General features: G+C 65.0%; 20 protein-coding genes. 5 read left to right on the top strand and 15 right to left on the bottom strand.

The window, feature by feature from the left end; all coding sequences use genetic code 11:
• Nucleotides 1-47: 47 nt before the first annotated feature.
• Together ehuA and CK220_RS10170 are read right to left on the bottom strand one after the other, a co-directional pair.
• Nucleotides 48-833: an ectoine/hydroxyectoine ABC transporter ATP-binding protein EhuA gene (gene ehuA, locus CK220_RS10175; RefSeq protein WP_095811395.1), complete on the bottom strand. Its 786-nt coding sequence runs from the start codon at nt 831-833 to the stop codon at nt 48-50.
• A gap of 137 nt (nt 834-970) precedes the next feature.
• On the bottom strand, nt 971-2,356 hold the full coding sequence (locus CK220_RS10170) for a PLP-dependent aminotransferase family protein (RefSeq protein ID WP_095811394.1): 1,386 nt from the start codon (nt 2,354-2,356) through the stop codon (nt 971-973).
• An 83-nt stretch (nt 2,357-2,439) separates the two neighbouring features.
• Here CK220_RS10170 and CK220_RS10165 point away from each other — a divergent pair, with 83 nt between their 5' ends.
• The 4 genes from CK220_RS10165 (at nt 2,440) to CK220_RS10150 (ending at nt 7,231) form a co-directional block, all read left to right on the top strand.
• Nucleotides 2,440-2,925, top strand: a complete 486-nt coding sequence (locus tag CK220_RS10165; RefSeq protein ID WP_095811491.1) for an Lrp/AsnC family transcriptional regulator — start codon at nt 2,440-2,442, stop codon at nt 2,923-2,925.
• A 129-nt stretch (nt 2,926-3,054) separates the two neighbouring features.
• Nucleotides 3,055-4,548: an NAD-dependent succinate-semialdehyde dehydrogenase gene (locus CK220_RS10160; RefSeq protein ID WP_095811393.1), complete on the top strand. Its 1,494-nt coding sequence runs from the start codon at nt 3,055-3,057 to the stop codon at nt 4,546-4,548.
• 35 nt (nt 4,549-4,583) lie between these two features.
• Nucleotides 4,584-5,963, top strand: a complete 1,380-nt coding sequence (locus CK220_RS10155; protein WP_095811392.1) for an aspartate aminotransferase family protein — start codon at nt 4,584-4,586, stop codon at nt 5,961-5,963.
• Nucleotides 5,964-6,130: 167 nt separating this feature from the next.
• The gene (locus CK220_RS10150; RefSeq protein ID WP_095811391.1) at nt 6,131-7,231 is read left to right on the top strand and encodes an alcohol dehydrogenase family protein; all 1,101 of its coding nucleotides are present in this window, start codon (nt 6,131-6,133) and stop codon (nt 7,229-7,231) included.
• Nucleotides 7,232-7,267: 36 nt separating this feature from the next.
• On the opposite strand, the gene CK220_RS10145 is transcribed toward CK220_RS10150, so the two are convergent.
• The 3 genes from CK220_RS10145 to CK220_RS10135 form a co-directional block, all read right to left on the bottom strand.
• Nucleotides 7,268-8,029 (bottom strand): SDR family NAD(P)-dependent oxidoreductase, encoded by a 762-nt coding sequence (locus CK220_RS10145; protein WP_095811390.1) that lies wholly within the window; start codon nt 8,027-8,029, stop codon nt 7,268-7,270.
• 34 nt (nt 8,030-8,063) lie between these two features.
• Complete coding sequence (locus tag CK220_RS10140; protein ID WP_095811389.1) at nt 8,064-8,834, bottom strand: SDR family oxidoreductase; 771 nt, start codon at nt 8,832-8,834, stop codon at nt 8,064-8,066.
• 132 nt (nt 8,835-8,966) lie between these two features.
• Nucleotides 8,967-9,797, bottom strand: a complete 831-nt coding sequence (locus CK220_RS10135) for a GNAT family N-acetyltransferase (protein WP_095811388.1) — start codon at nt 9,795-9,797, stop codon at nt 8,967-8,969.
• A 326-nt stretch (nt 9,798-10,123) separates the two neighbouring features.
• Between CK220_RS10135 and CK220_RS10130 the strand changes: the two genes are divergently transcribed.
• Nucleotides 10,124-10,990 carry a hypothetical protein gene (locus CK220_RS10130; RefSeq protein ID WP_095811387.1) on the top strand — a complete coding sequence of 289 codons (867 nt, stop codon included), beginning with the start codon at nt 10,124-10,126 and terminating at the stop codon, nt 10,988-10,990.
• A gap of 187 nt (nt 10,991-11,177) precedes the next feature.
• Here the strand turns inward: CK220_RS10130 and CK220_RS10125 are convergent, their stop codons facing one another.
• The 10 genes from CK220_RS10125 to CK220_RS10080 form a co-directional block, all read right to left on the bottom strand.
• Nucleotides 11,178-12,692 carry an aldehyde dehydrogenase family protein gene (locus CK220_RS10125; protein ID WP_095811386.1) on the bottom strand — a complete coding sequence of 505 codons (1,515 nt, stop codon included), beginning with the start codon at nt 12,690-12,692 and terminating at the stop codon, nt 11,178-11,180.
• Nucleotides 12,693-12,874: 182 nt separating this feature from the next.
• Nucleotides 12,875-14,149 carry an RNA polymerase sigma factor gene (locus CK220_RS10120; RefSeq protein WP_095811385.1) on the bottom strand — a complete coding sequence of 425 codons (1,275 nt, stop codon included), beginning with the start codon at nt 14,147-14,149 and terminating at the stop codon, nt 12,875-12,877.
• Entirely contained in the window at nt 14,146-14,520 is a 375-nt protein-coding gene (locus CK220_RS10115; RefSeq protein WP_067002334.1) for a YciI family protein, read from the bottom strand. The genes CK220_RS10120 and CK220_RS10115 overlap by 4 nt, the downstream gene beginning before the upstream one ends.
• A 107-nt stretch (nt 14,521-14,627) precedes the next feature.
• Nucleotides 14,628-15,719, bottom strand: a complete 1,092-nt coding sequence (locus CK220_RS10110) for a DNA topoisomerase IB (protein WP_095811384.1) — start codon at nt 15,717-15,719, stop codon at nt 14,628-14,630.
• Nucleotides 15,720-15,793: 74 nt separating this feature from the next.
• Entirely contained in the window at nt 15,794-16,537 is a 744-nt protein-coding gene (locus CK220_RS10105; RefSeq protein WP_095811383.1) for a hypothetical protein, read from the bottom strand.
• Nucleotides 16,534-17,406, bottom strand: a complete 873-nt coding sequence (locus tag CK220_RS10100) for a glycosyltransferase (protein ID WP_095811382.1) — start codon at nt 17,404-17,406, stop codon at nt 16,534-16,536. Before CK220_RS10100 ends, CK220_RS10105 begins: the two co-directional genes overlap by 4 nt.
• Nucleotides 17,406-18,341 carry a glycosyltransferase family 2 protein gene (locus tag CK220_RS10095; protein WP_095811490.1) on the bottom strand — a complete coding sequence of 312 codons (936 nt, stop codon included), beginning with the start codon at nt 18,339-18,341 and terminating at the stop codon, nt 17,406-17,408. Before CK220_RS10095 ends, CK220_RS10100 begins: the two co-directional genes overlap by 1 nt.
• A gap of 105 nt (nt 18,342-18,446) precedes the next feature.
• Entirely contained in the window at nt 18,447-19,322 is an 876-nt protein-coding gene (locus tag CK220_RS10090; RefSeq protein WP_095811381.1) for a transglutaminase family protein, read from the bottom strand.
• Nucleotides 19,323-21,734 carry a circularly permuted type 2 ATP-grasp protein gene (locus CK220_RS10085; RefSeq protein ID WP_095811380.1) on the bottom strand — a complete coding sequence of 804 codons (2,412 nt, stop codon included), beginning with the start codon at nt 21,732-21,734 and terminating at the stop codon, nt 19,323-19,325.
• A gap of 6 nt (nt 21,735-21,740) precedes the next feature.
• Complete coding sequence (locus CK220_RS10080) at nt 21,741-25,100, bottom strand: transglutaminase family protein (RefSeq protein WP_095811379.1); 3,360 nt, start codon at nt 25,098-25,100, stop codon at nt 21,741-21,743.
• Nucleotides 25,101-25,198 lie beyond the last annotated feature (98 nt).

The following is a 25,198-nucleotide window of genomic DNA, read 5'->3' as shown; positions in this document are numbered from 1 at the left end:
CACCCGTTTCTGGCTTTCGGGACGGCTTCGCCGCCCTGGCATGGCGGTCAGACGCGATGTCCGGCCGCGATGATCTTCTTCAGGAAGCCCTGCGTGCGTTCCTGCTTGGGATGGCGGAAAATGTCATCGGGCTTGCCCTCCTCGACAATCCTGCCGCGATCGAAGAACAGCACGCGATCGGCGAAGTCGTGGGCAAAGCCCATCTCATGAGTGACGAGCAGCATCGTCATGTCGGTTTCGGCGGCGAGCTTGCGCATGACGTTGAGCACCTCCTCGACCAGCTCGGGGTCGAGCGCCGAGGTGACCTCGTCGAACAGCATGATCTTGGGCGACAGCGCCAGCGCCCGGGCGATCGCGACGCGCTGCTTTTGGCCGCCGGAAAGCTGTGCCGGCATGCTCTTCGCCTTATCGGCGAGGCCCACCATGTCGAGCAGTTCCATCGCCCGTTTTTCGGCGGCGGCTCGCGCCACGCCCTTGGTCAGGATTGGCGCCAGCGTGACGTTGTCCATGACGCATTTGTGCGGGAACAGATTGAAGAGCTGGAAGACCATGCCGATCTTCTGGCGCATCTTGGCCAAGTGCCGCTCGTCGGCCGGCACCAGCTGACCATTGCGCTCCATGTGATAGAGCTGCTCGCCGTCAATTTGGATATGGCCGCCGTCGATCTTTTCCAGCGTCATCAGGATGCGCAGGATCGTCGTCTTGCCCGATCCGGATGGGCCGATCAGCGCCAGCTTCTCGCCTGGCATGACTTGCATCGACAGGCCGTCCAGCACCTTGAAGGCGCCGAAGCTCTTCGAAATGGCGTCGACCTTGATGATGGGCGCGGGCAATCCGTTTCCCCGTTCTGAAGCGGCTGATGCCCCTAACGATGCGAAACGCGCTAAATCATGTCAATTAGGAAAATAATATCATGACAATTTTTCGAGCACCGCGCAATTTCAGGGCAATTGGCGCTCCGCTTAGTGTCTCAGATAGCGAGCAGAAGATGCTCCGGCTCGCCAAGCAGGAGCTTGGCGACAACGCTCAAGCCCGCGCGCAGTTCCCCTTCGGTAGTCGAGCCGAGCGAGATGCGCACAGCCGGATGCCACGGCGTGTCGGCGATGCGGAACGACGTGCCCGGCGCGATCGCCACGCCGCGCAGGCGCGCCTGCGCAACGAAGCTCTCCTCGGCGCGGTCGCCCGGCAATTCGAGCCACAGATGCAGCCCATCGCGATGGGAGCGATAGTCGACACCCGCCAGCATTTCGGCTGCGATTTCCTGCCGGCGTCTCAGCGCCCCGCGCTGCCAGTTGACCAGCTCAAAAGCCGTGCCGTCGTTCACCCACCGCGTCGCGATTTCCGCCACCATCGGGGTCGCCATCCAGTTCGAGACGAGATGGCGGTTGGCGACGGCGGCGACATAGCGGTCGGGCACGGCGAGATAGCCGATGCGCAGGCCGGGAACCGTGATTTTGGTGAAGGAGGTGACGTAGAGCGTCCGCTCGGGCGCGAAGGCGGCAACCGCCGGAGGCCGGCCTTCCACAAGCGGCCCGAGCACGTCGTTCTCGATGATGGCGATGTCATGCTTGCGCGCGACCGCGGCGATCTGCTCGCGCCGGCTGGCATCCATCAAGGTAGCCGTCGGGTTGATGACCGAAGGCTGGACGAAAACGGCGCGAATGTCGGAGAGACGGCAGGCCTCGTCCAACGCTTCCGGGACCAGGCCGTTGCCGTCGATCGGCAGGCCCTCGAGGTTGAAGCCGAGATAGCGGGCGAGCGGCACCAGCGTGTGGTGGCCGATTGCCTCGGTGGCGACCGTCGAGCCGGGCGGTGCGACGCTCATCAGCGCCACCGTCATGCCGGCGGTGGCGCCGTTGGTGAGGCTGATGTTCTGCGGTGACGCATCGAGGCCGCAGAGCTTCAGCCATTCGACCGCCACCGTGCGGTGACGCGGGAAAACCATGTTCGGCCGGAACGACAGCGCCGAGCTCGACGGCAGGTTCTCGGCCAGCCACCCCAACGCCTGCTTCAGCTTCTCCAGATGCATCGGCTCGCAGACCGGCTTCAGGATCGAGAGGTCGATGACCTCGCCCAGCCGTTCCGGAAGGTAGGGCGGCTCCGGCTCGCGGCGCTGGGTCTGCACGAAGCTGCCACGCCCGACCTCGCCGGCAATCAGACCGCGGCGGATCAGTTCCTCATAGGCGCGGCTGACCGTCTGGACCGAAAGTTTCAGGTCGTCGGCAAGCCGCCGGTGCGTCGGCAGTCGCTCGCCATTGGCGAGCTTTCCGTCATGGATGGCGCGGGCGAACTGGTCGGCCAGCGAGAGGTAGGCCGGGCGGCGGATAAGCGCAGGATCTGGCTGCCATAATGTCATGACTTATTAGAGATCGAAATCAGTGCAATTGACAATCGAAATAATGCACCGTCATGGTGTCCGGGACAAAAAGCGGAGCCGGCATGGCGGCAGCGAAACTCGATCCGATCGACCTCAAGATCCTCGACGCCATCCAGCGCGACGGGCGCATCACCAAGCTTGCGCTGGCCGACAAGGTCGGCCTGTCGCCGACGCCTTGCTGGATGCGGCTGCGCAAGCTGGAGAAGGCCGGCATCGTTTCCGGCTACCATGCGGCGATCGCCATGCGCGCGATCGCGCCGGTGGCGACCGTACTGATGGAGGTGACGTTGGCCAGCCACCGCCAAGCCGATTTCGACCGTTTCGAGCGGGTCATCCGCGACATACCCGAGATCGTCGCCTGCTGGTCGGTCGGCGGCGGCGTCGACTATGTGCTGAAAGTGATGGCGCGCGACATCGACGCCTATCAGCGGCTGGTCGACGCCCTGCTGGAACGCGAGATCGGCATCGACCGCTACTTCACCTACATCGTCACCAAGACGGTGAAGGAGGAGACTGTGGTGCCTGTCGCCGACCTGTTGCCAGGCTGAGGCCGGAGAGATCGTCTGGCCCTGCGGGCGATGGGAGACAATCTCTCTCCTAGCGGCTGCCGAAAAAGCCTCTCTGTCTCGGTCGCGCGGCTAATCTCTCCGCATCGCCTTGGCACCGGGAGACAAACGATGTCCGCGCATTTTGCACGCCCATACCGCCACGAAGCACTGGATCGTCTTGCCGATCGCCGGCTGCTGCGCGATCTCGGCTATGTCGGCGGCCATTGGACGGCCGGCGACTCGGCCGCGAGCTTCGAAGTCACCGATCCGGGCACCGGCGCCACGGTCGCCTTCGTTGCCGCGCTCGGCGCAAGCCAAACGACTGAGGCTGTCGACGCCGCAGCGCGTGCCCTACCGGCCTGGCGCTCGGCGCTGCCGCAGGAGCGCTCCAGAATTTTGCGAGAATGGTTCGAACTGATCATCGCCGCCAAGCACGACCTGGCGCTGCTGATGACGCTCGAACAGGGCAAGCCGCTGAAGGAATCGCTGGGCGAGATCGACTACGCCGCCTCCTTCGTCGAGTGGTATGCCGAGGAAGCAAAGCGACTCAACGCCGAAAGCGTCACCAGCCATCTGCCGGATGCTCAGATGACGCTACGCCGCGAGCCGCTCGGTGTCGTCGGCGTCGTCACCCCGTGGAATTTTCCGTCGGCCATGCTCACCCGCAAGGCCGCGGCGGCGCTTGCCGCCGGCTGCACCGTGGTGGCTCATCCGTCCTCCGAAACGCCGCTCTCGGCGCTGGCCCTGGCCGAGCTCGGCGAGCGCGCCGGCCTGCCGGCCGGCGTCTTCAACGTCGTCACCGGCGATGCGCGGACGATTGTCGGCGCGATGTGCGCCGACGCCAGGGTGCGCGCCATGAGCTTCACCGGCTCGACCGAAGTCGGCCGGCTGATTGCCGCGCAGAGCGCGCCGACGATGAAGCGTCTGGTCATGGAGCTCGGCGGCCATGCGCCGCTGATCGTCTTCGACGATGCCGATGTCGAAAAGGCCGTGACGATCGCGCTCGACGCCAAATTCGCCACCTCCGGCCAGGATTGTCTTGCCGCTAACCGCATCTACGTGCAGCGCCACATCTATGACCGCTTCTGCGCCGCCTTCGGCCGTCGCATCGAGCGGCTGCGCATCGGCAACGGGCTTTCACCCGACGCCGATATCGGCCCGCTTATGCATGAGCGCGCCGTCAAGAAGGTGGAGGAGCAGGTCGCCGACGCGCTGGCTCGCGGCGCGCGCTGCCTCGCCGGCGGCAAGCGCCACACGGCGGGGCCGCTGTTCTACCAGCCGACGCTGCTTGTCGATGTGCCGGAGGAGGCACTCATCATGCATCAGGAAACCTTCGGCCCGGTCGCCGCCGTCACCCCGTTCGACGACGAAGCGGAAGTCATCGCCCGCGCCAATGCTACCGAATATGGCCTCGTCGCCTATGTCGTGACCGAGAACGGGGCGCGGCAGGCGCGAATGGGTCGTGCGCTGGAATACGGTATGGTCGCGATCAACCGGGTGAAGATCACGGGCGCGCCGATCCCGTTCGGCGGCGTGAAGCAGTCCGGCATCGGCCGCGAAGGCTCGCGCCATGGCCTCGAAGCCTTCACCGATCTGAAATACCTTTGTCTGGACGTCGCCTAGCGCACACCGGAAGAATCCCCTGCAAGGAGAAAAAAATGCTCGAACAGTCAAACGAACTTTCGGCCTGGGATCGCGACCACTTTTTCCATCCCTCGACGCATATGGGCACGCATGCGCGGGGCGAGTCCCCGGCTCGCATCATGGCCGGCGGCGAAGGGGTAACGATCTGGGATAACACCGGCAAGAAGAGCATCGATGCCTTTGCCGGCCTCTATTGCGTCAATGTCGGCTATGGCCGCCAGAAGATCGCCGATGCCATTGCCGGTCAGGCCAAGAACCTCGCCTATTACCACGCCTATGTCGGGCACGGCACCGAGGCTTCGATTACGCTCGCCAAGATGATCATCGACCGCGCGCCGAAGGGCATGTCGAGGGTCTATTTCGGCCTCTCGGGTTCCGACGCCAACGAGACCAACATCAAGCTGATCTGGTATTACAACAACGTTCTCGGCCGGCCGGAGAAAAAGAAGATCATCTCGCGCTGGCGCGGCTATCACGGCTCCGGCGTCATGACCGGATCGCTGACCGGGCTCGAGCTGTTCCACAACGCCTTCGACCTGCCGCGCGCGCCGATCATGCACACCGAGGCCCCCTATTATTTCCGCCGCGCCGACCGCTCGATGAGCGAGGAGCAGTTTTCGCAATATTGCGCCGACAAGCTGGAGGAGATGATCCTTGCCGAGGGCCCGGACACGGTCGCGGCCTTCATCGGCGAGCCGATCCTCGGCACCGGCGGCATCGTGCCGCCTCCCGCCGGCTATTGGGAGAAGATCCAGGCCGTGCTCAACAGGTACGATGTGCTGCTTGTCGCCGACGAGGTGGTGACGGGCTTCGGCCGTCTCGGCACCATGTTCGGCTCCGACCATTACGGCATCAAGCCGGACCTGATCACCATCGCCAAGGGCCTGACCTCGGCCTACGCGCCGCTTTCCGGCGTCATTGTCTCCGACAAGGTCTGGCAGGTGCTGGTCAAGGGCTCCGACAAGCTGGGCTCGCTGGGCCACGGCTGGACCTATTCGGCGCATCCCATCTGCGTCGCCGCGGGCGTCGCCAATCTCGAACTGATCGACGAGATGGACCTGGTGCGGAATGCCGGCGAGACCGGCGCTTATTTCCGCGCCGAGCTGGCCAAGGCCGTTGGTGGCCACAGAAATGTCGGCGAGGTGCGTGGCGACGGCATGCTGGCTGCGGTAGAGTTCGTGAAGGATCGCGACGATCGCGTCCTCTTCGATCCGGCGCTCAAAGTGGGCCCGCAGATCGCCACGGCGCTTGCCGCGAGCGGCGTCATTGGCCGCGCAATGCCGCAGGGCGACATCCTCGGCTTCGCGCCGCCGCTTTGCCTGACGCGCGAGGAGGCCGACACCATCGTCGCCAAGACCGCCGACGCCGTGAACAGCGTGCTCGCAGCTCTCTGATTTTTTGTCGTTGGCGCTGCCCCTCATCCGCCTGCCGGCACCTTCTCCCCGTAAAGGACGGGGAGAAGGGACAAGCTCCGGCGTTGGCGGACCCCTCTCCCCGTCTTTCACGGGGAGAGGCTAAGGGTGAGGGGCAGCGCCAACCTGCACAGTTGGAAGTAACATCTATGAAGCCCCATCCCACCGTCCCAGCCACGATGGCCGCCGTGCAGCTCACCGGCCACGGCGGCCTGGAAAAACTCGTCTACCGCACCGACGTGAAGGTGCCATCGCCGGCTGCCGGCGAAGTGCTGGTCAAGGTCAGCGCCTGCGGCATGAACAACACCGATGTCTGGGTGCGCCAGGGCGCCTATGGCACCGAGGAGGATCCAGCCGCCGTGTCGACCTGGCGCCGGCAGGGCAACACGCTGACCTTTCCGCGCATCCAGGGCACCGATACGGTGGGCACCATCGTCGCCGTGGGTGAGGGCGTACCCTCCGAGCGCATCGGCGAACGCGTCATGGTCGACTTCTCCATCTATAACCGTGACGACGATTCGCTTGCCGATATCGACTATATGGGCCATGGCCGCGACGGCGGCTATGCCGAATACCAGGCGCTGCCGGCGGAGAACGCGCATGCTGTCGATACCGATCTGAGCGATGTCGAACTCGCCACCTTCTGCTGCGCCTATCTCACCGGCGAGCAGATGCTGGAGCGTGCGGCGCTGAAGGCCGGTGAACGGGTGCTCGTCACCGGCGCCTCCGGCGGCGTCGGTTCGGGCATCGTTCAACTGGCGCGGGCGCGCGGCGCCATTCCCTATGCCGTGGTCGGCAAGGGCAAGGAACAGGCCGTGCTCGACATCGGCGCCGAGAAGGTGATCACGCGCGGCGTGGCCGACCTGCCGGCCGCCGTCAACGAAGCGACCGGGGGCCAGCCCATCGACGTGGTCGCCGATCTGGTCGGCGGCGCCATCTTCAACGACCTGCTGCGCATCCTGCGGCCCGAGGGACGCTACACCACTGCAGGCGCCATCGCTGGGCCGGTGGTGCAGTTGGACCTGCGCACCATGTATCTGAAGCAGCTTCAGTTGCACGGCTCGAGCCAGGGCACCAGGGGCGATTTCCGCCGCATCGTGCGCTACATCGAGGAGAAGAAAATCCGCCCGCTGGTCGGCGGCGTCTACAAGCTGTCGGACTTCCACCGCGCCCAGACCGACTTCATGGCCAAGGACTTCGTCGGCAAGCTGGTGGTGGTGCCGGACGCGATGGCGGACACGAACAAGTAGCGACTGATGGCGGCGGCCGACGGTTGAGCTTCGCGGTCAGCCCTTGCGTTCCTGCAGGATGTTGCCGCCATCCACGACGAGGACGGTGCCGTTGACATAGCTGCCGCCGTCGGACGCCAGGAACAGGACAGCGGCGGCGACCTCTTGCGGTGTGCCGGCGCGTCCAAGCGGCGTGTTTTGCGCGGCGAGGAGTTCTTCCGGCGTCGAGGCGCCCGTCGCGATCCAGCCCGGCGCCACGGCGTTCACGGTGACGCCGCTCCGGCCGACCTCCAGTGCAAGCGCGTGCGTCAGCCCGACCATGCCTGCCTTGGCGGCGGAATAAGCGGCCTCGCCTTCGTTGGAGACGTAAGGACCGGTGACCGAGGCCATGTTCACCACGCGTCCATGGCCGCGCTCTACCATGCCGGCCAGAAATGCGCGTGTGGCAAGAAATGTGGTCTTCAGGCTGACATCGATGCCGCGGTCCCAGTCGCTCTCGCTCAGATCGAGAAATCGCCGCTGCAGCGCCGGCTGGGCGACCGTTCCCATCCCGGCATTGTTGACGAGGATATCGATCTCGCCGACCTCCGAGCAGAGCCGCTCGACATCCGCTGCACGCGTCAGGTCGGCCACCACCGCGCGGACGTCGAGCCCGTCCGCCCGCAGCTCTTCAGCGCGCTGCTCGACACGCTGCGACGAGGCGGTGATCGCGACCGCAAGCCCGGCATCGCCAAGCGCGCGTGCCACGGCGACGCCGATGCCGTCGGCAGCGCCCGCGCCGGTCACCAGCGCCGTGCGGGATTTGCGAAACATGGTCATGGACCCTCCCAGGCGATGACGCCGATGCCGCGAGTCAGTATCCGGCGCTGATGCCGAAATCGATCGAAAGCGCCGCCCCGGTGATCGGCGCCGAGCCGGGCTGGCAAAGATAGTGGATGAAGGAGGCGATCTCTTCCACGCCGATGAACCGTGCTCTTTCCCCTTGCGGGTAGTGCCCAAGGAGCCGGCGCTTGTAGCCATCCGGGTCATCTCCGCCATAGGTCCTTGCCTGATACTCGATCATCGGCGTCGCCGTGTCGCCGGGGCAGACGGCGTTGACCCTGATGCCGTGCGGCGCAAGCTCCAGGGCGAGAGCCTTGGTCAGCAGCACCAGCCCGCCTTTGGAGGCGCAATAGACGGCCGCGCCGTTGTTGCCGACGATGCCCGCATCGGAGGCGATGTTGATGATAACGCCCTGCGCCGCCGACAGGTGCGGAATGGCGGCCGAGATCAGGAAGAAGGCGCCTTTGAGATTGACGTCCAGCACCAGGTCCCATTGCTCTTCCTGGACCTCGCTTGCCGCTCCCTCGAGCCAGACGCCGGCGGCGTTGACGAGAATGTCTACGCCGCCTCCCCATTCGCGGGCCTTGTCCACAACCTCTCGGCAGGCAGCGACGGAACGGATATCGAGCGGCAGACCGATCGCGTTCGCACCGGTCGCGGCAATTTTTGATACGGCCTCGTCGAGTTTCGCGCCGGGAAGATCGGCCAGCACGATCCGCTCACCGTCGGCCGCAAGGCGCAGTCCCGTCGCAAGACCCATTCCCCCGGCGCCGCCCGCGATCAGGACAGTTCTTCCAGCCATTCGATAACCTCCGCTGTGCGATGATCATTGCGGCGAGACACAGTCCGGCATCCGAACCACGTCGAAGAGACATCTCCCATGCGCCACGCCGGACAATTAATGATCACAGGACCGAAGCCATCCGCTTCGCGATCACCCCAGCTCCAGCGTCGTGATGCCGAAAACCTTGGACGGCGCATTGCCTGGTTTGCCGCCCCGGTACATGCGGGTCGTCGTGAAACCGGGGACCATGCCGACAGCCTGAAGCACGGCGGTGAAGCCGATCTGGGTGGCCGGCACGCCGATATGCAGTCCTTCGCCCGCCGTCCTGACCGCCAGTTCCGCGATCAAAGACAGGGCTGTGTCCATGTCGTCCGCGAACAGCGGACCGACCTTGCAGCCTTCGCGGCATCGGCGCACCAGGCCGTAGCCGGCAAGGCCGGTCGAGCCGGTGGACATCAGTGCGATCCGGGGCGGCCGAAGCCATTCCCGCAGGAAGGCCTCGCGCGGCGACGGGAAGCACTGGCGGTCATAGGCCAGGATCTCGGCTGTGGCGGCGGCCGCAACGGGCCGGATATCGCTGCCGCCGGTCAGTCCGGCCGGACGGCCGCTGAAGCGCACAGTCTCATAGGCTGGCACGAAGCCTTTGCGCTGGTAGTTGGCCCGCTGCTCTGCCACGCCGTCGAGACCAACGATGCGGTCGCCGAGCCGAGCCATGCCGGCATCCCAGACCGCCTTGCCATGGCCCGCGCCGCGCCGGTCGGGTCGGCAGATATAGAGGCCGATGAAGGCGAACTCGGCGCCATAGGCGACGGCCGAGATGCCGGCCACCATCTCGCCGACGAAAGCGCCGATGAACCCTTCCGGATCGGCGGCCCTGAGCGCGGCGGCATCGTCGATGCCCGGATTCCAGCCCTCCCCCGCCGCCCACTCGACGAGCGTTTCCACCTCGCTGGCGGTCAGCGTCCGGATCGTTCTCGGCATGGCTTCACTCGGCGGCGGCCTGAGGCAACGGATTTCAAGCCGCTACGATAGGTCCCCGCCAGCAGGTTGCAAAGACCGGTTTTGGACATTGCCGACCTGGCCACGTCACGAAGCCAAGGCTCGATGCTCCTTCGCCGATTCGGCGAAGAGGTCGCCCGTCGAACGCAAAACCGATCGATCGGGGCGGGTTTTTCGAATCGATGCGAAGGGTTAGCAAGAAACGCACCGAAACATCGCCGCTGTTCCAATGGGCAACTGGACACGACCATCGAAGGCTGGGAAATCTTCATTGGTCGTTGCTTGGAATCGAATGGAGTGCCGCAGGAATGCCGCTGAGCGCCGAAGAAATCGCCAGTCATCCGGCAGCTCTGCGCGGTGTCCAGGAGCAGTCGCGCGCGCTCATCCATATCTACGAAACCAGCCCGCGCCTTGCCGCCGTTTTTGCCACCCAGCAGCGCTGGCTGCTCGGCCATGTCGGGCTTGCGCTGCATTTCAGGCGCAACCCCAATGACCGCCGCACCGAAATGACCCTAGCGCGTTTCATCGAGGTCGTGCGCCGTAATTCAGTCGCCAGCCGCAACACCGCCGAAGCGTTCGTCAAGGAAATGCTCCATTACAACGTCGCCGAATATATTTCGTCGCGTGGCGATGGCCGCGCTCATCCCTTGCGGGTGACCGCGGCCACCATCGAGACCTTCACCGGCTGGATCCACGCCCATTTGCGAACGCTCGACCGCATCGATGGCGGAGCCCGGCTGACCACTTTCCTCGAACACCCCCATATGCTGGCCAAGCTGCAGCCATTAATCTGCGACGGATTGCTCGCGTCCATTCCGGTGCGGGAACCCGAGCAAACCTTCTCGTTGTTCATCTGGCTGAACAATGGCGGCATCGTCATGGATTGGCTGATGTCGGGTATCGATCCGGAGGACGCCAACCTCAAGAAGATTCCGACCAGCGTCATTTCGATCAGCGAATTCGCGCATTGGCTGAAGCTGTCGCGCACGCATCTGGCTCGCAAGCTCCGCGACGCCGAGGCGCTCGGCAGCATCGGTTGGGTCGGCCAGCGCGGACATTCCGTCATGTGGGTCTCGCGGCAGTTCTTCGACGAATACATGGCCGTTCAAGCAGCCAAGCTCGCCGTCGTCGACGCAGCCTTCGAGGCGTGTTTTTCCGGCGCGGGCGAAGGCTGAGCGCCGCGGCGCCTGCTCCGAGCTTGCCGAGACGGCGCGCAAAGAGACGCGCCGTTGAGCCGCTTCGACCATGACGCGTCAGAGCAATTCCAGGAAAGTCGGAACGGTATTCCGTCCGGAAATTGCGTCAAAGCGAAGAGATAGGGCGGTTTGCCGTTTCCGTGACCCGGTGAACCGCCGCATGTCCTCAGTCGATGTCGAACGACACGCCTTGCGCCAAGGGCAGGGCCTTGGAGAAGTTCACCGTGTTGGTGGCGCGCCGCATATAGGCCTTCCAGGCGTCCGAGCCGCTCTCGCGGCCGCCGCCGGTTTCCTTCTCGCCGCCGAACGCGCCGCCGATCTCGGCGCCCGACGTGCCGATATTGACATTGGCGATGCCGCAGTCCGAACCGTCGACGCCGAGAAAGCGCTCCGATTCCTGCAGGTCGCGGGTGAAGATCGAGGACGACAGGCCGGCGCCGACCGCATTGTGCAGGTCCAGCGCCTCGTCGAAATCGGAATATTTCATCACATAGAGGATCGGCGCGAAGGTCTCTTCCGTCACCGGCGACACCTGCTTCGGCATTTCGACCAGCGCCGGATGCACATAGTAGGCATCGGGGTGGCCGTTCTCGAACCGCGTGCCGCCGGTCACCTTGCCGCCATGCGCTTCCGCTTCCTTCAGCGCCTTCTGCATATTGTCGAAGGCGGCCCTGTCGATCAGCGGACCGACCAGCGCCGAGGTCTCCAGCGGATTGCCGACCGAAACGCTCTGATAGGCCTTCTTCAGGCGCGGTAGCAGTGCGTCATAGACGCTCTCATGCACGAACAGGCGCCTGAGCGTCGTGCAGCGCTGGCCGGCGGTGCCCATGGCGCCGAAGGCAATGGCCCGCAGCGCCATGTCGAGATCGGCGGTCGGGCAGACGATGCCGGCATTGTTGCCGCCGAGCTCAAGCACCGCGCGTGCAAAACGCTTGGCCAGCCGCGGACCGACCTCGCGGCCCATGCGGGTCGAGCCCGTGGCCGAGACCAGCGGGACCTTCGGATGGTCGACCAGCACCTCGCCGACGGCGCGGTCGCCGATCAGCACCTGGAGCAGGCCTTCCGGCGCATCTGCGCCGAAGCGCCTGGCGGCGCGCTTGAAGATCGCCTCGCAGGCAAGCGCCGTCAGCGGCGTCTTTTCCGACGGCTTCCACACCACTGCGTCACCGCACACGAGTGCAAGTGCCGCGTTCCACGACCACACCGCGACGGGGAAGTTGAAGGCCGAGATCACGCCGACGACGCCGAGCGGATGCCAGGTTTCCATCATGCGGTGTCCAGGGCGCTCGGTGGCGATGGTCAGGCCGTAGAGCTGGCGGGAAAGACCGACCGCGAAATCGCAGATGTCGATCATCTCCTGCACTTCGCCGAGACCCTCGGACGGGATCTTGCCGACCTCGATCGACACCAGCCGGCCGAGCTCCGCCTTGTGCGCCCGCAACTCCTCGCCGAGCAGGCGCACCAGCTCGCCCCGCTTCGGCCCCGGCACCAGCCGCCAAGCCTGGAAGGCCCTGTGCGCGGCATCGATGGCCTTGCCGGCATCGACGGCCGAGATCGACTTCAGTGCCGCGATCTGCTCGCCCGTCACCGGGCTGCGCACGATGAGGTCGCCGCTGGAAAGCGTATCCTTGGCGACGCCCAGTTTCTCCAGAAGTGAGGCCGTTTCCTTCGCTATCGTCATGTTTGTTCCTTTTCAGATCTCGCCTGGATATGGCGAGCGTCGAGGCCTTGCGCTACGTCTTGTCGGTGCCCTGATGCACGACGGCGCTTTCATGGCGTGGCATTACTCGTTTCAGGGAAAAACCGCCACCCCGGGATGGTCCAACCCCGGCGCGCAAAATTGGGCCAGCAGCGAAAGTAGGATCAGCGCGCCTTCTTGGCCTGCGACTTCTCGGTGCTTTCCTTGATCAGCCGATCGATATGCATGCGGATATGAGCGGCTTCGGCGGCGGTATTGGCAAGCGCGATCGCGCGGTCGAAAGCCACGCGTGCCTCCTCGCCACGTCCGAGCTGCATCAGCAGGCCGCCTTTCAGGCCGAAGAAGTGGAAATAGCCCGCCAGCCGGTCCTCCAGCGGCTCGATCATCGCCAGCGCCGCTTCCGGGCCGCGCACCTTGCTCACCGCGACCGCGCGGTTCAGCGTCACCACCGGCGACGGCTGCATCTGCTCGAGCAGGCCGTAGAGCAGATCGATCTCGGTCCAGTCCGTATCCTCGGGTGTCGCCGCCCGCGCATGGAGCGCCGCGATCGCCGCCTGCACCTGGTATGGGCCGGGCTTGCGATGCCGCAGCGCCTTGTCGACCAGCGCCAGGCCCTCGTCGATCATCTTGCGGCTCCACAGCGACCGGTCCTGATCCTCGAGCAGCACGATCTCGCCATGCGCGTCGAAGCGCGCCGGCGCGCGCGCATGCTGGAGAAGCAGCAGCGCTGTCAGCCCCATGATCTCCGGTTCCTGCTGAAACAGCCTGAGCAGCAGCCTGGCGAGCCGGATCGCCTCCTCGCAGAACGGCGCGCGGGCCGGCGCCTCGCCGCCATTGGTCGAGTAGCCTTCGTTGAAGATCAGATAGATCATGGCCGCGACCGCCGCGAGCCGCTCCGAGCGGTCGACCGCGCCCGGCGTCTCGAACGGCACGCCGGCGTCGGCGATGCGCGCCTTGGCGCGGGTTATGCGCTGCTCCATAGCGCTCTCGCCGACGAGAAACGCGCGCGCGATCTGCTTGACGCTCAAGCCGGAGACGATGCGCAGCGCGACCGCGATCTGCTGCGTCGCCGGCAGGTCGGGGTGGCAGCAGATGAACAGGAGCCGCAGGATGTCGTCGCGATAATGCGCGCCGTCCAGCCGCTCGGCCATATCGCCTTCGGCATCCTCGAGATCGGAGATCTGGTCCTCTTCCGGCATCGGCGCCTGCTTGGCGCGCTTGCGCACCGCGTCGATGCCACTGTTGCGGCCGACGAAGATCAGCCAGGCCGCCGGATCGCGCGGCGGCCCGTTTTTCGGCCAGTTCTTCAGTGCCCTCAGGCACGCATCCTGGAAAGCTTCTTCCGCGGCGTCGAGGTCGCGGAAATAGCGCAGCAGCGCGCCCATCGCCTGCGGACGGGCGGTGCTGATCGCGTTGCTGATCCAGGCAAGTTCGGTCATGCGGGAACCTTTGTCGGATTGAAGACCGAGATCGGCCTGATCTCGTAGGAACCACCGCTCGGATTGACCTCGGAGAGTTCGCGGGCGAACTCGACGGCTTCGTCCAGGTGATTGCATTCCAGTGTGTAGAAGCCGAGGAACTGCTCCTTGGTCTCGGCGAACGGGCCGTCGAGCACCACCGATTCGCCCTTGACCTTGCGAAGCGTCGTCGCGGCTGTGGTCGGCAGCAGGCGCGCCACCGGCCCCAGCCGGCCTGCCCTGGCGTATTTGTCCTGTACGTTGAGGAGCTTTGCCATAACCTCCTCGTCCTGTTCCTTGCTCCAGGAGCAGACGACGTCTTCGGAGGCATAGCAGAGAATGGCATAGAGCATGGTGCGTCCTTTCCGTATCAAAGGACGAAACAGTAGGACCCTTCCCGACACAAGGTCGACAAAAAAATTCGTAGGGCGATCGAGGGTTTACGCTGTCATCCCGGTGGTCAGGCTTCGCACGTCTGCAGCCATCTCAGCACCAGCGTCTCCTCCTCGTCGAGGCCCGGTATAAGGCGCTTTCTTTTGTTGGCTTCGGCCATTTCGCCGAGCAGCTTCCCTTCGGCCCAGGCCTCGAAGACGAGCGGGTGGATATAGCACCGGCGGCAGACGGCTCGCGTGTTGCCGAGTCGTTCGGCGACCTTGTCGACGATACTGTTCATCACCCTCTTTTTCTGGGTCATGCTCTCGGGCAACTCCGCCTGCGCGAACAGGGATGCCGCATGGATGGTACCGCCCCAGGTGCGAAAATGCTTGGAGCTGAACTCCGGGCGAGATGCCTCGCGAATATAGCGGTTGACGTCCTCCGACCGCAGTGGCCGGCGGGTCCCCTCGTCGTCCAGATACTGAAACAGCTTCTGGCCAGGCAGATCCTGCGCGCCGCGCACGATTTTGGCGATGCGTCGGTCGACCAGCTTTAGCTTCCATTCCTTGCCGGACTTGCCCATGAAGGAGAAGCGCAGGCTGGAACCGGTGATTTCGACATGGCGGTCGCGCAGCGTGGTCAGGCCGAAACTCTTGTTGTCGCGGGCATAGGCGGCATTGCCGACACGGATCATGGTGTTGTCGAGCAGCCAGACGACAGACGCGACAACGCGCTCCAGCGGCAGTCCAAGACGGCGCAGGTCGGCATCGACCTGGCGCCTCAAGGCGGGCAGGCTTTCCGCGAAAGCAACGAGGCTGGAGTATTTGACGCCGTCCCGTTCCTCGGTCCACTGCGGATGATAGCGGTACTGCTTGCGTCCGCGCTGATCCCGGCCGGTCGCCTGGATATGGCCGTTCGGGTCGGGCGAGATCCATACATCGGTCCACGCCGGCGGAATGACGATCGCCTTGATGCGGTCAAGCATCGCCGCGCTGACAGCGCTCCCGTTCGGGCCGACATAGGAAAATCCCTTGCCTCTTCTCAGGCGCCGGATCCCCGGATCGGCATCGCTGACATAACTGAGCGCGGCGCGCTCGGCGGAACTCTGCGCGCCGTTCCCTTGTATTTCCACACCACCCGCCAGGCGGCCGAAGGACGATTGTGCTCGTTGCAGCATGATGGCTCCACGGATCTGGTCCGTAGATAAGACGCGCGACAGCGGCTGGTTCCGCCGTTCCCAGGGAGCGTGATTCACCCCTGCCGGTCGGCGGACACCTCAGCCATCCAAAGCCCGCCGTCGTCGACATGGGCGGGAAAGTAGTCTCGCCCGGCCGGTATCGCTTCCAGAACCGCTCCCGACTCATCGGCCAGATAGTCGTAGCCGATCTGCTGCAAACGCTGCTCCGGATCGAGATGTTTGTAGAGGTCGCGACGTGCCGCGCGCCGTTTCGGCTCGATCATCTTCAAATGATAAAGATTAAGGCCGCTGTCCCGAAGCTTGAAGCGTAAATCTTCGGGGAACCAGGCCCCATGCAGCCCTTGCGACGGGCTCAGATCCGGGTGGTAGGCGGGGAAAAGCCTGTGCTGCACCTTCTGGCCCCAGACGCCGTCGACGCGATAGCTAGTCGGCGTATACATCTCCCTCAAGCGAAATCCCCAGGCAGTGCGCCTGGACCCGCTGGTCAATTGGCCGAGCCGGCGGGCGACGGCATCTTCCAGCCTTTCGTCCGGGTCCATTGCCAGAACCCAATCGGCACCCGCCTCATGGGACGCGGCAATAAGCGCGCGCCGCCTCTGCGGTTCATTGCTGAAAACCGCATCCGCCGCCCGATCGTCATAGGCGATCCAGCCATCGACGATTGCATCGAGATTGGCGAGGAGGTCTGGCACCAGATGTGCGTCGTAGCGATAGCTGAAAATGGCGACGATCCTTTGCCGCGACCAAAGCCATCGACCGCGCCGACGGCGCGGCTGCTTCATCTCGATGGTGATCATGGCCGCGTGCCTGTCCTATCGCCATACCTTACGCCGACGGCTGCCCCCAGCGATTTTACGAACAATGCCGCCCATACGATCGGCAGCGATAACATCGCGAAACGTCTATCCTCTTCGGCCAGGCCTTCTTTTGCGAACTTGCCGACATTGCGCCGGTCCCGAAACACCCCTTTGAAAGTGCGCAATGGCTTTCGGTGTCCAGCGGATTTGAGGTAGGCCCCATACCGGTATCCGCGCAGATACTGGTCGGCCATCACTCGGATCAGCCGTGTCTCGTTGCGATGGACGGTAAGCACCGCCGGCTCCCATAGCGGCACAACCGCCTTTGGCAGCCTTTCCAGGAATTCCGTGTCTTCTCCCGACGCCATTTGTTCGTCGAATAGGCCATACCGTTCGAATAATTTTCGGTCGAAAGAAACGCCGTAGCGAAGTGCTTTATGGGCGGGAAGACCTGGCAGACGCCGCATGTAGGTGACGAGATGGGCCGCACACGCGACCAGATTGCGCGGATGACTGTTGACGATGGCGCTTGCCACGGCCGCGACGCCTTCCCGGTGATGGCGCAGCCGGACCTCGGCCCATCGCGGGCAGGCCAGACAATCATCCGCGAGAAAGGCGATGAACGGAGCTTTCGTCCCCACTATGCCGCGATTTCTCGCGGCGCCGACAAAGAGCCTTTCTTCGCATTCGATGACTGGCACTTCGAGGCCGGCATTGGCCAGAAGCGCCTGGGCATTCCCGCCGCCCGAATTCACGACCACCACCTCGAGCGGAATGTTCTGGCCGAGCACCGACCTTACCGCCGCGACCAGATCGGTCGGAGCCCGAAAACCTATCACCACGACTGCAAGTTCCGGCTCGTCGGCCATCAGGCACTTTGCAACTGGACGCGATGAGCCGGGAACCGGCGCCGCGCCGCGATTTTGAGCCGGTAGCGCATGCAGCGCCAGGTGTCGGTGGAAACCTTGGGGGCGGCTTCGGCAACCGCCAGGAATTTTGCCGCCGTTTCGAGATCGCCGCGGGCATAGTGAACGCGGGCGATCTTGAGCGCCACAAGCCCTTCCCTCGCTTTCAAGGACGATTTCGCAATGCCGCAGTCGGCGAGTTCGCGCAGCGCCTGGCGCCATTCGAGGAAGCGCCGCGCAGGCTTAATCGCGAAGCGGTCATCCGAACGGTCCGACGATACGAAGTAGATCATGATCGGTTGTGTCACGACCGCGAGCGATGCCTTGCTCATCACCCGCGCCCAGAACAACGTGTCCTCGTCGTAGGCAAGCCCGGTCGGGAAGCGCGTGTCGCCGACCGTACGCCGCGACACCAGCGCGCTGCCGACGGCAATCGACCGTATCCTGCCTTCCAGATAGGCGGAGGCATTGGCGAGCCCGGCACCCATGTAGCCGGCCGGCGTTTTAAACTGTCGGTCCCGGCCATCGGTCCGCCGGCGGTAGGCGCCCACCACCATGTCGGCGCCTGGCTTGGTCCTTGTCTTGGACAGCAGCGTCCGCAACCCGCCCTCGATATGCAGATCGTCGGCGTCGATCATGTAGATCCAGGGAAAGCGTGCCTCGGTGAGCGCAAGATTGCGGGAGCCGCCCGCGTCCAGACAATCCGACCGGATGACCCGCAACGGCAGGGCGAGCCGCGAGGCTGCGTCCGCGGCCACGGCCGCCGTGTTGTCCGTCGAGGAATCGTCGACCAATATCACTTCGCCGATGATCTCGGCTTCCGAGCGCAAGGTTGCCAACGTGTCGGCAACGGTTGCCGACGCGTTGTGTGCTGGAATGATGATGCTGACCGATGTCAACAATTGAACTCCGCGCAAGTGCCCGGCGGGCCGATCCACGATCCGGCGGCACGATAACGGCGGGATCGCGATTTGAGAAGCAGCCGCACGACCGATCGTACGCCTTCAGGCAGCGACCGGGATAACGTCGACCGCTTGCTCGCCGACCTGCCCGCCGGTGGTTTTCAGGACGCCGACGATCGGCGCCACGTCGGAATAGTCGCGGCCGTACCCGACCGTGATATGGTCGTTGCTCGCCCGCATGCCGTTGGTGGGATCGAATTCCTGCCAGCCGGCATCGCGCCCGCACCAGGCCTTGACCCAGGCATGCATGGCGTCGGCGCCTTCGAGCCTGGGCTTGCCTTTGGGCGGGATCGTGCGCAGGAAGCCGCTGACATAGCCGGCGGGGATGCCAAGCCCACGCAGCCCGGCGATCATGATATGTGAAAAATCCTGGCAGACTCCGCGTTTCAGGGCAAAGGCATCGCTGGCGCGCGTCTCCACGCTGGTTGCCTTGCCGTCATAGGTGAAATCGCGGTGGATGCGATTGCAGAGGTCGACCGTCGTGGCGATCGCCGAACCGGCGAGGCTTTCCCGCGCATAGGCCGTGATCGCCGTTTCGATGCCGGCGTGGTCACTGGCGGCGAGGAAATGATGTGGGGCGTTGGCGGACAGCGAACGTACGGCGTCGAGTTCCGCCCTCAAGCCGGGAATGTCGGGCGAGACGTCGAGGCCGGGTTCCGGCCGCGACACCGACACACGAGCGCTCATCTTGACGTGGAGCTCTTCATGCGCGTCGCGAACCGCGATCGCAGTGACGCTGTTGCCGAAGAAATCGCAAAAATCCGCCCGCTCGGCCGGATTTGGCTGGAAAGACAGCGAGGCGGCGATAACCCGCTGCACGCCGGCAAGCGTCTGCGGCAGCACGCGCAGCTGGTGCCTGCCGCCGCCGGCTGCGGCCGCATAGCCGTAATGAAGATGAAGCCTGATGTCGTAGAGCATCTAACCGAAATAGGCCTTGGCGAGACTGTTGTAGAGGTCGCTGATCTGGTTGGCGAGATCGTCCAGCACCTTCGCGGTCATGTCCTGGGGCTCCATGACGGCGAGCGCCGTGTTGAGCTGCAGGATTTCTTTCGCCGCGGGCGACATGTGTCCCTCGCCGCCGACGGAAGGCAGCATGCCGATCTCGGCCTTGAGCCGCTCGAGCTGGAACAGGATGGAGCGCGGGTTGAGCGGATCGAGCGCCAGGAGGTCGATAACCGTGCGCCGGCCTGCCTGCACCGGATATTGCCGGCGGTGGGTCATGACGCTGTCGCCGATCTCCAGCATCATGTCGAGCGCGCCGTCGGGCGCGCCTGCCGTTGTCAGCCTGGCGAGCGTGCGGGCGATCTGGATGCCGCGTTCCAGCCGGCGGCCGATCTCCAGGAAACGCCAGCCGGTGAAGCGGTACATGTTCTCGTGCAGCAGGCCCGAGAAGCCCGCAAGCTTGCGCAGCATCACGGTCATCGCCCGCGTCGCGTCGTCGCCCGGCGCGACCGTCTCCGCGAATTTGTGGATGGTCTTCGACAGGTCCTTCAGCGCCAGCCAGCCGTCCGGCGAGAAGCGGTCGCGGATCTGGCCGGCGCTGTAGACGGCGCTGTCCAACGTGCCGATCAATCCAAGCGGTATCGCGGTTTCGACCTCTATGCCGAACGGTTCGAGATAGTCCCTGATGTCGGCGAGCAGCGGCATATCGGGGTCGGACGTCTCCGCCAGCCTGACGTGATAAGCGCGCAGCACGCGCACCGTATCTTCCGAGCGCTCGATATAGCGGCCGAGCCAGGTCAGGTTCTCCGCCGCACGGCTCGGCAGACTGCCGGGCATGGTGCGAGTGAAGCCGTCGGTCTCCTGCGGCAGCAGCGTCTCCCGCTCGACAGGCCTGTCGCTGACCACCCACACATCCGCCGCCTGGCCGCCGCGCTGCATGGCGATCGCGGTCGGGTCGAGCGAGAAGCCGATGCGTGCAAACCCGCCAGGCATCACCGTCCAGCCGTCCGGCGTCCGAGCCAGATAGACGCGCAGGCTGGCGGGCCGCGGCTCCAGCCGGCCGCCGACAAAGACCGGGGTGGTCGAGAGCGTGACCGCCTCCTGGCCGACGAAGCCAGCCCCGTCGGCTTCGATCCGCGCGATAAGCTCCGCCCGCTCCCCGGCCGAAAGCGCCGAACCGAGCCTGGTCGCGCCATCGTCCTCGAAGGCAAGCCGTGTCGAAAGCGCCGGGCCGACCACCAAGCGGTCGACATTGGCCAGCACATGGTCGCGTTCGGTCTGCTGCCCGCACCACCAGGTCGCGATGTTCGGCAGCTTGAGCTCTTCGCCGTGCAGTTCCCGCGCGATCCGCGGTAGGAAGGAAAGCAGCGCCCGCGTTTCTGCCAGCCCCGAACCGAGCGCGTTGACGGCCGAGACGGTGCCGCGCCGGATCGCCTCGACCAGTCCCGGCGTGCCGATCTGCGAGTCCGGCTTGAGCTCCAGCGGGTCGGCGAAAGCCGCATCGAGCCGCCGCCACAAAACGCCGATCGGCATCAGCCCCGAAACCGTGCGCACCATCAGCCGACCGCCGGACACCGTCAGGTCTTCGCCCTCGAGCAGCATGATGCCGAGATAGCGGGCGATATAGGCGTGTTCGTAATAGGTCTCGTTGAGCGGGCCGGGCGTCAGGATGGCCACGCGGCCGCCGGAATCCTTCGCCATGCCGTTCAGCGCATCGCGGAAGCGGCGGAAGAAGCCGGCCAGGCGATGCACATGCAGATCGCCATAGATCTCCGAGAAGGCGCGCGTGGTGGCGACGCGGTTCTCCAGCGCGAAGCCGGCGCCCGACGGCGCCTGGGTGCGGTCGCCCAACACCCACCAGCGGCCATCCGGTCCGCGGCCGAGCTCGAAGGCGACCATATGGAGGAAATACCCACTGGCCGGACCGACACCGACCACCGGGCGCAAATATTCCGGGCTCGCCGCAATCAGCCCGGCCGGCAGGATGTCCTTCTCGATCAGCCGGTTCGGCCCGTAAATGTCGGCCAGCATCGCTTCGAACAGGTCGGCGCGCTGGACAAGGCCGGCGCTGATCTCGGCCCATTCCTTGTCGTCGATCAGCAGCGGGACATGCGCCAGCGGCCATTCGCGTTCGTTGGCGCCGGCCTTGTCGTAGACGCGGTAGTAGACGCCGGCATCGCGCAGATATTGGTCGGCGCGGGCAAAGCGCTGTCCGAGTGTCTCGGCCCCCAGCTCGTCCAGCGCTTCGATGAAGGACCGCCAAGCCGGGCGCGGATTGCCTGATGTGTCGACCATCTCGTCGACGACACCGTCGATCGGCCGGTAATGCTCCAGCAGGCTGTGCGACTGCGGCCTGCCGCGTGCCCGTTTCTGATTCCCCTTGGCCATGGCCGATCAGAATCTCGCCGGTCGCCTGAGGTCAAGGGTCATGGGAAACTCTTCAGAGCCTTGTTCTTCACGCAGCACATAGGCACCCGGCGTATGGCCGCGCGGCTCGAAGCGGGCAAGCCGCCGCGCTTCCGCCTCGTTGCCGTTGACCGGGAAGATCTCGTAGTTGCGGCCGCCCGGATGCGCGATATGATAGACGCAGCCGCCCAACGAGCGGCCCGACCAGCGGTCGTAGATGTCGAAGACCAGCGGCGTGTTGACCGGCAGGGCTGGATGCAGGCCGGAGGCCGGCTGCCAGGCCTTGAAGCGCACGCCTGCCACTGCGACCTCTCTGCTGTCGGTCGCCTTCATCGGCACGATGCGGCCGTTGCAGACGACCGCGTGACGTTCCGGATTAAGGCCTTCCGTCCTCACCTGCAGCCGCTCGACCGAGGAATCGACGAAGCGGACCGTGCCGCCGATCGCGCCCTGCTCACCCATCACATGCCAGGGCTCCAGCGCCTGCCTGAGCTCCAGCTTGACGCCACCATGCTGCACCTCGCCGCAGAACGGGAAGCGGAATTCGAGTTGGGCTGCGAACCATTCCGGGCGGAAGTCGAAGTCGTTTTGCTTCAGATCCTCCAGCACGTCGAGGAAATCAGCCCAGACATAATGCGGCAGCATGAAACGGTCATGCAGCGAAGTGCCCCAACGCACGAAGCGGCCGTCGAGCGGGTTCCTCCAGGCGCGGGCGATGATGGCGCGGACCAGCAATTGCTGGGCGAGCGACATGCGCGCATTGGGTGGCATTTCGAAGCCACGGAACTCGACCAAACCGAGCCGTCCTGTCGGACCGTCCGGCGAGAACAGCTTGTCGATGCAGATTTCCGAGCGATGCGTGTTGCCGGTCACATCGGTCAAGAGGTTGCGGAACAGCCGGTCCACCAGCCACGGCAAGGGCGCCTCGCCCTTGTCGGGATGCGGAACCTGCGCCAGCGCGATCTCGAGCTCATAAAGCGAATCATGCCGTGCCTCGTCGATGCGCGGCGCCTGGCTGGTTGGGCCGATGAACAGGCCCGAAAACAAGTAGGAGAGCGATGGATGGCGCTGCCACTGCAGCACAAGGCTCTTCAACAGGTCCGGCCGGCGCAGGAACGGACTGTCGGTAGGCGTCGCGCCGCCGACAACGACATGGTTGCCGCCGCCCGTGCCGGTGTGGCGGCCGTCGATCATGAACTTGTCGGTGCCGAGCCGCGACTGCCGCGCCTCCTCGTAGATAGCCGTGGTCGTCGCGAAGCATTCCTGCCAGTTGGCGGCCGGGTGAATGTTCACCTCGATGACGCCGGGATCGGGCGCCACTCGGATAACGTTGAGGCGCGGGTCGTGCGGCGGCCCATAACCCTCGATATGAACCGGCAGGCCGATCGCCTTGGCCGCGTTTTCGGCCGCCGCCACCAGTTCGAGGTAGTCTTCGAGCGCCTCGACCGGCGGCATGAACACGCAGAGCCGCCCGTCACGCGGCTCGACAGTGAGCGCCGTGCGCACCGCACCGCCGATCTCGGTGATCTCCTGCTCGACGCGGTCCTGCTGGCCGGTCGCAGCTGTGAAGGACACTGCCAGCTGGCGGCGTGCCATTTCGTCGGGACCCTCAAGTTCTGCTGGGGCGGTTTCCGGCAGTATAGCGTCGCGCACCGGCAAGGCGCCGCGCCGCACCGAAGGATCGACCGGCACGATATAAGGGAATTGCGCCGGCGGCACGTAAGGCAGCGCGCCGAGCGGCAGCCGGTAGCCGACGGGCGAGTCGCCCGGCACCAGGAACAGCCGGCCGCGCCGCGTCTTCCATTTCTCCGAACGCCAGCGCTGCCCGGCAGCCTGGCTGTTCCAGCGCTGAACCGGCAGCACATACCCCGACGGCTCGGTCAGGCCGCGCTCGAAGACCCGCGCCATGCGGCTGCGCTCTTCCGGATCCTCCAGCTTGGAATTGGACGGATCGACATTGTCCGGCAGCCTGCCTTCCTTGAGAAGCCATTCGGCCGGATCCTCATAGGCCTCGCTGACCATCGCCTTGTCGATGCCGAGCTCGCCGGCGATCGCCGTGAGCAAGCCGGCGGCGTGCTCAGGCCCGACAGGAACGGTGCTTGTTTCGCGCGCGATCAGCGACGGGTCGCGCCAGACCGGCTCGCCATCGGTGCGCCAGAAAAGCGAGAAGGTCCAGCGCGGCAGGCTCTCGCCCGGATACCACTTGCCTTGCCCGTAGTGCAGAAAACCGCCCGGCGCGAAGCGCTCGCGCAGCCGGCGGATAAGCTGATCCGCCTTGTCGCGCTTGGTCGGACCGACGGCAGCCGTGTTCCATTCTGCGGACTCGAAGTCGTCGATCGACACGAAGGTCGGCTCGCCGCCCATGGTGAGCCGCACATCCTGTTCCCGCAAAACCGCATCGACCTTGTTGCCCAAGGCGTCGAGCGCCTCCCAGCTCTCGTCCGAGAACGGCTTGGTGATGCGCGGATGCTCGGCTATGCGCTGGACCCCCATGTCGAAGCCGAAATCGACATTGGCGAAGCTCGCCATGCCGGAGATCGGCGCGGCATTGCGGAAATGCGGCGTGGCCGCCAGCGGCACATGGCTTTCGCCGGTGAGCAAACCGGAAGTCGGGTCGAAGCCGATCCAGCCGGCGCCCGGGATATAGACCTCGCACCAGGCGTGCAGGTCCGTGAAATCGACCGAGGTTCCGGGCGGTCCGACCAACGAGACGAGGTCCGGCTTCAACTGGATCAGGTAACCGGAGACAAAACGCGCCGCGACGCCGAGGTTGCGCAGGACCTGCACCAGCAGCCAACTCGAATCCCGGCACGAGCCCTTGCCGGCGGCCAGCGTCTCCTCCGGCGAATAGACGCCGGTCTCCATTCGCACGATATAAGCGATTTCGCGCTGCAGCCGCGCATTGAGCCCGACCAGGAAGTTGACCGTGTTGGTCGGACTACGGTCGATGGTCTTCAGGAAGGCCGATAGCAGCGGCCCGGCTGGCTCCGGCGTGCGGTAGATGGCGAGGTCTTCCCGGATTTCCTCCGGGTAGTCGAACGGGAAATTCTCGGCCGATTCCTCGACGAAGAAATCGAACGGATTATAGACCGTCATATCGGCGACGAGATCGACTTCGATCTTCAGTTCCGTCACCGGCTCCGGAAAGACGAAACGGGCGAGGAAGTTGCCGTACGGATCCTGCTGCAGATTGACGAAGTGGTTCTTCGGCTCGACCTTCAGCGAATGGCTGAGCACCTTGGTGCGCGAATGCGGCGCCGGCTGCAGCCTGATCACCTGGGGGCCGAGAACGACGGGACGGTCGTATTTGTAATGGGTCAGGTGGTGGACGGCTGCCAGAATTGCCATGGGGCCCCGGAGTTCGGCGTTCTCGGTCGCCGAACCCTGACACACATGAATGGCATTTTCCAAGCAGAGATGTTGCGCTGCACCTAATTTAAGCAGCG

Source organism: Mesorhizobium sp. WSM3860, assembly GCF_002294995.1.
In the GTDB taxonomy this organism is placed as follows: domain Bacteria; phylum Pseudomonadota; class Alphaproteobacteria; order Rhizobiales; family Rhizobiaceae; genus Mesorhizobium.
Note: the sequence above shows the minus strand (reverse complement) of the source record. Positions and strands in the feature narration are given on the sequence as shown.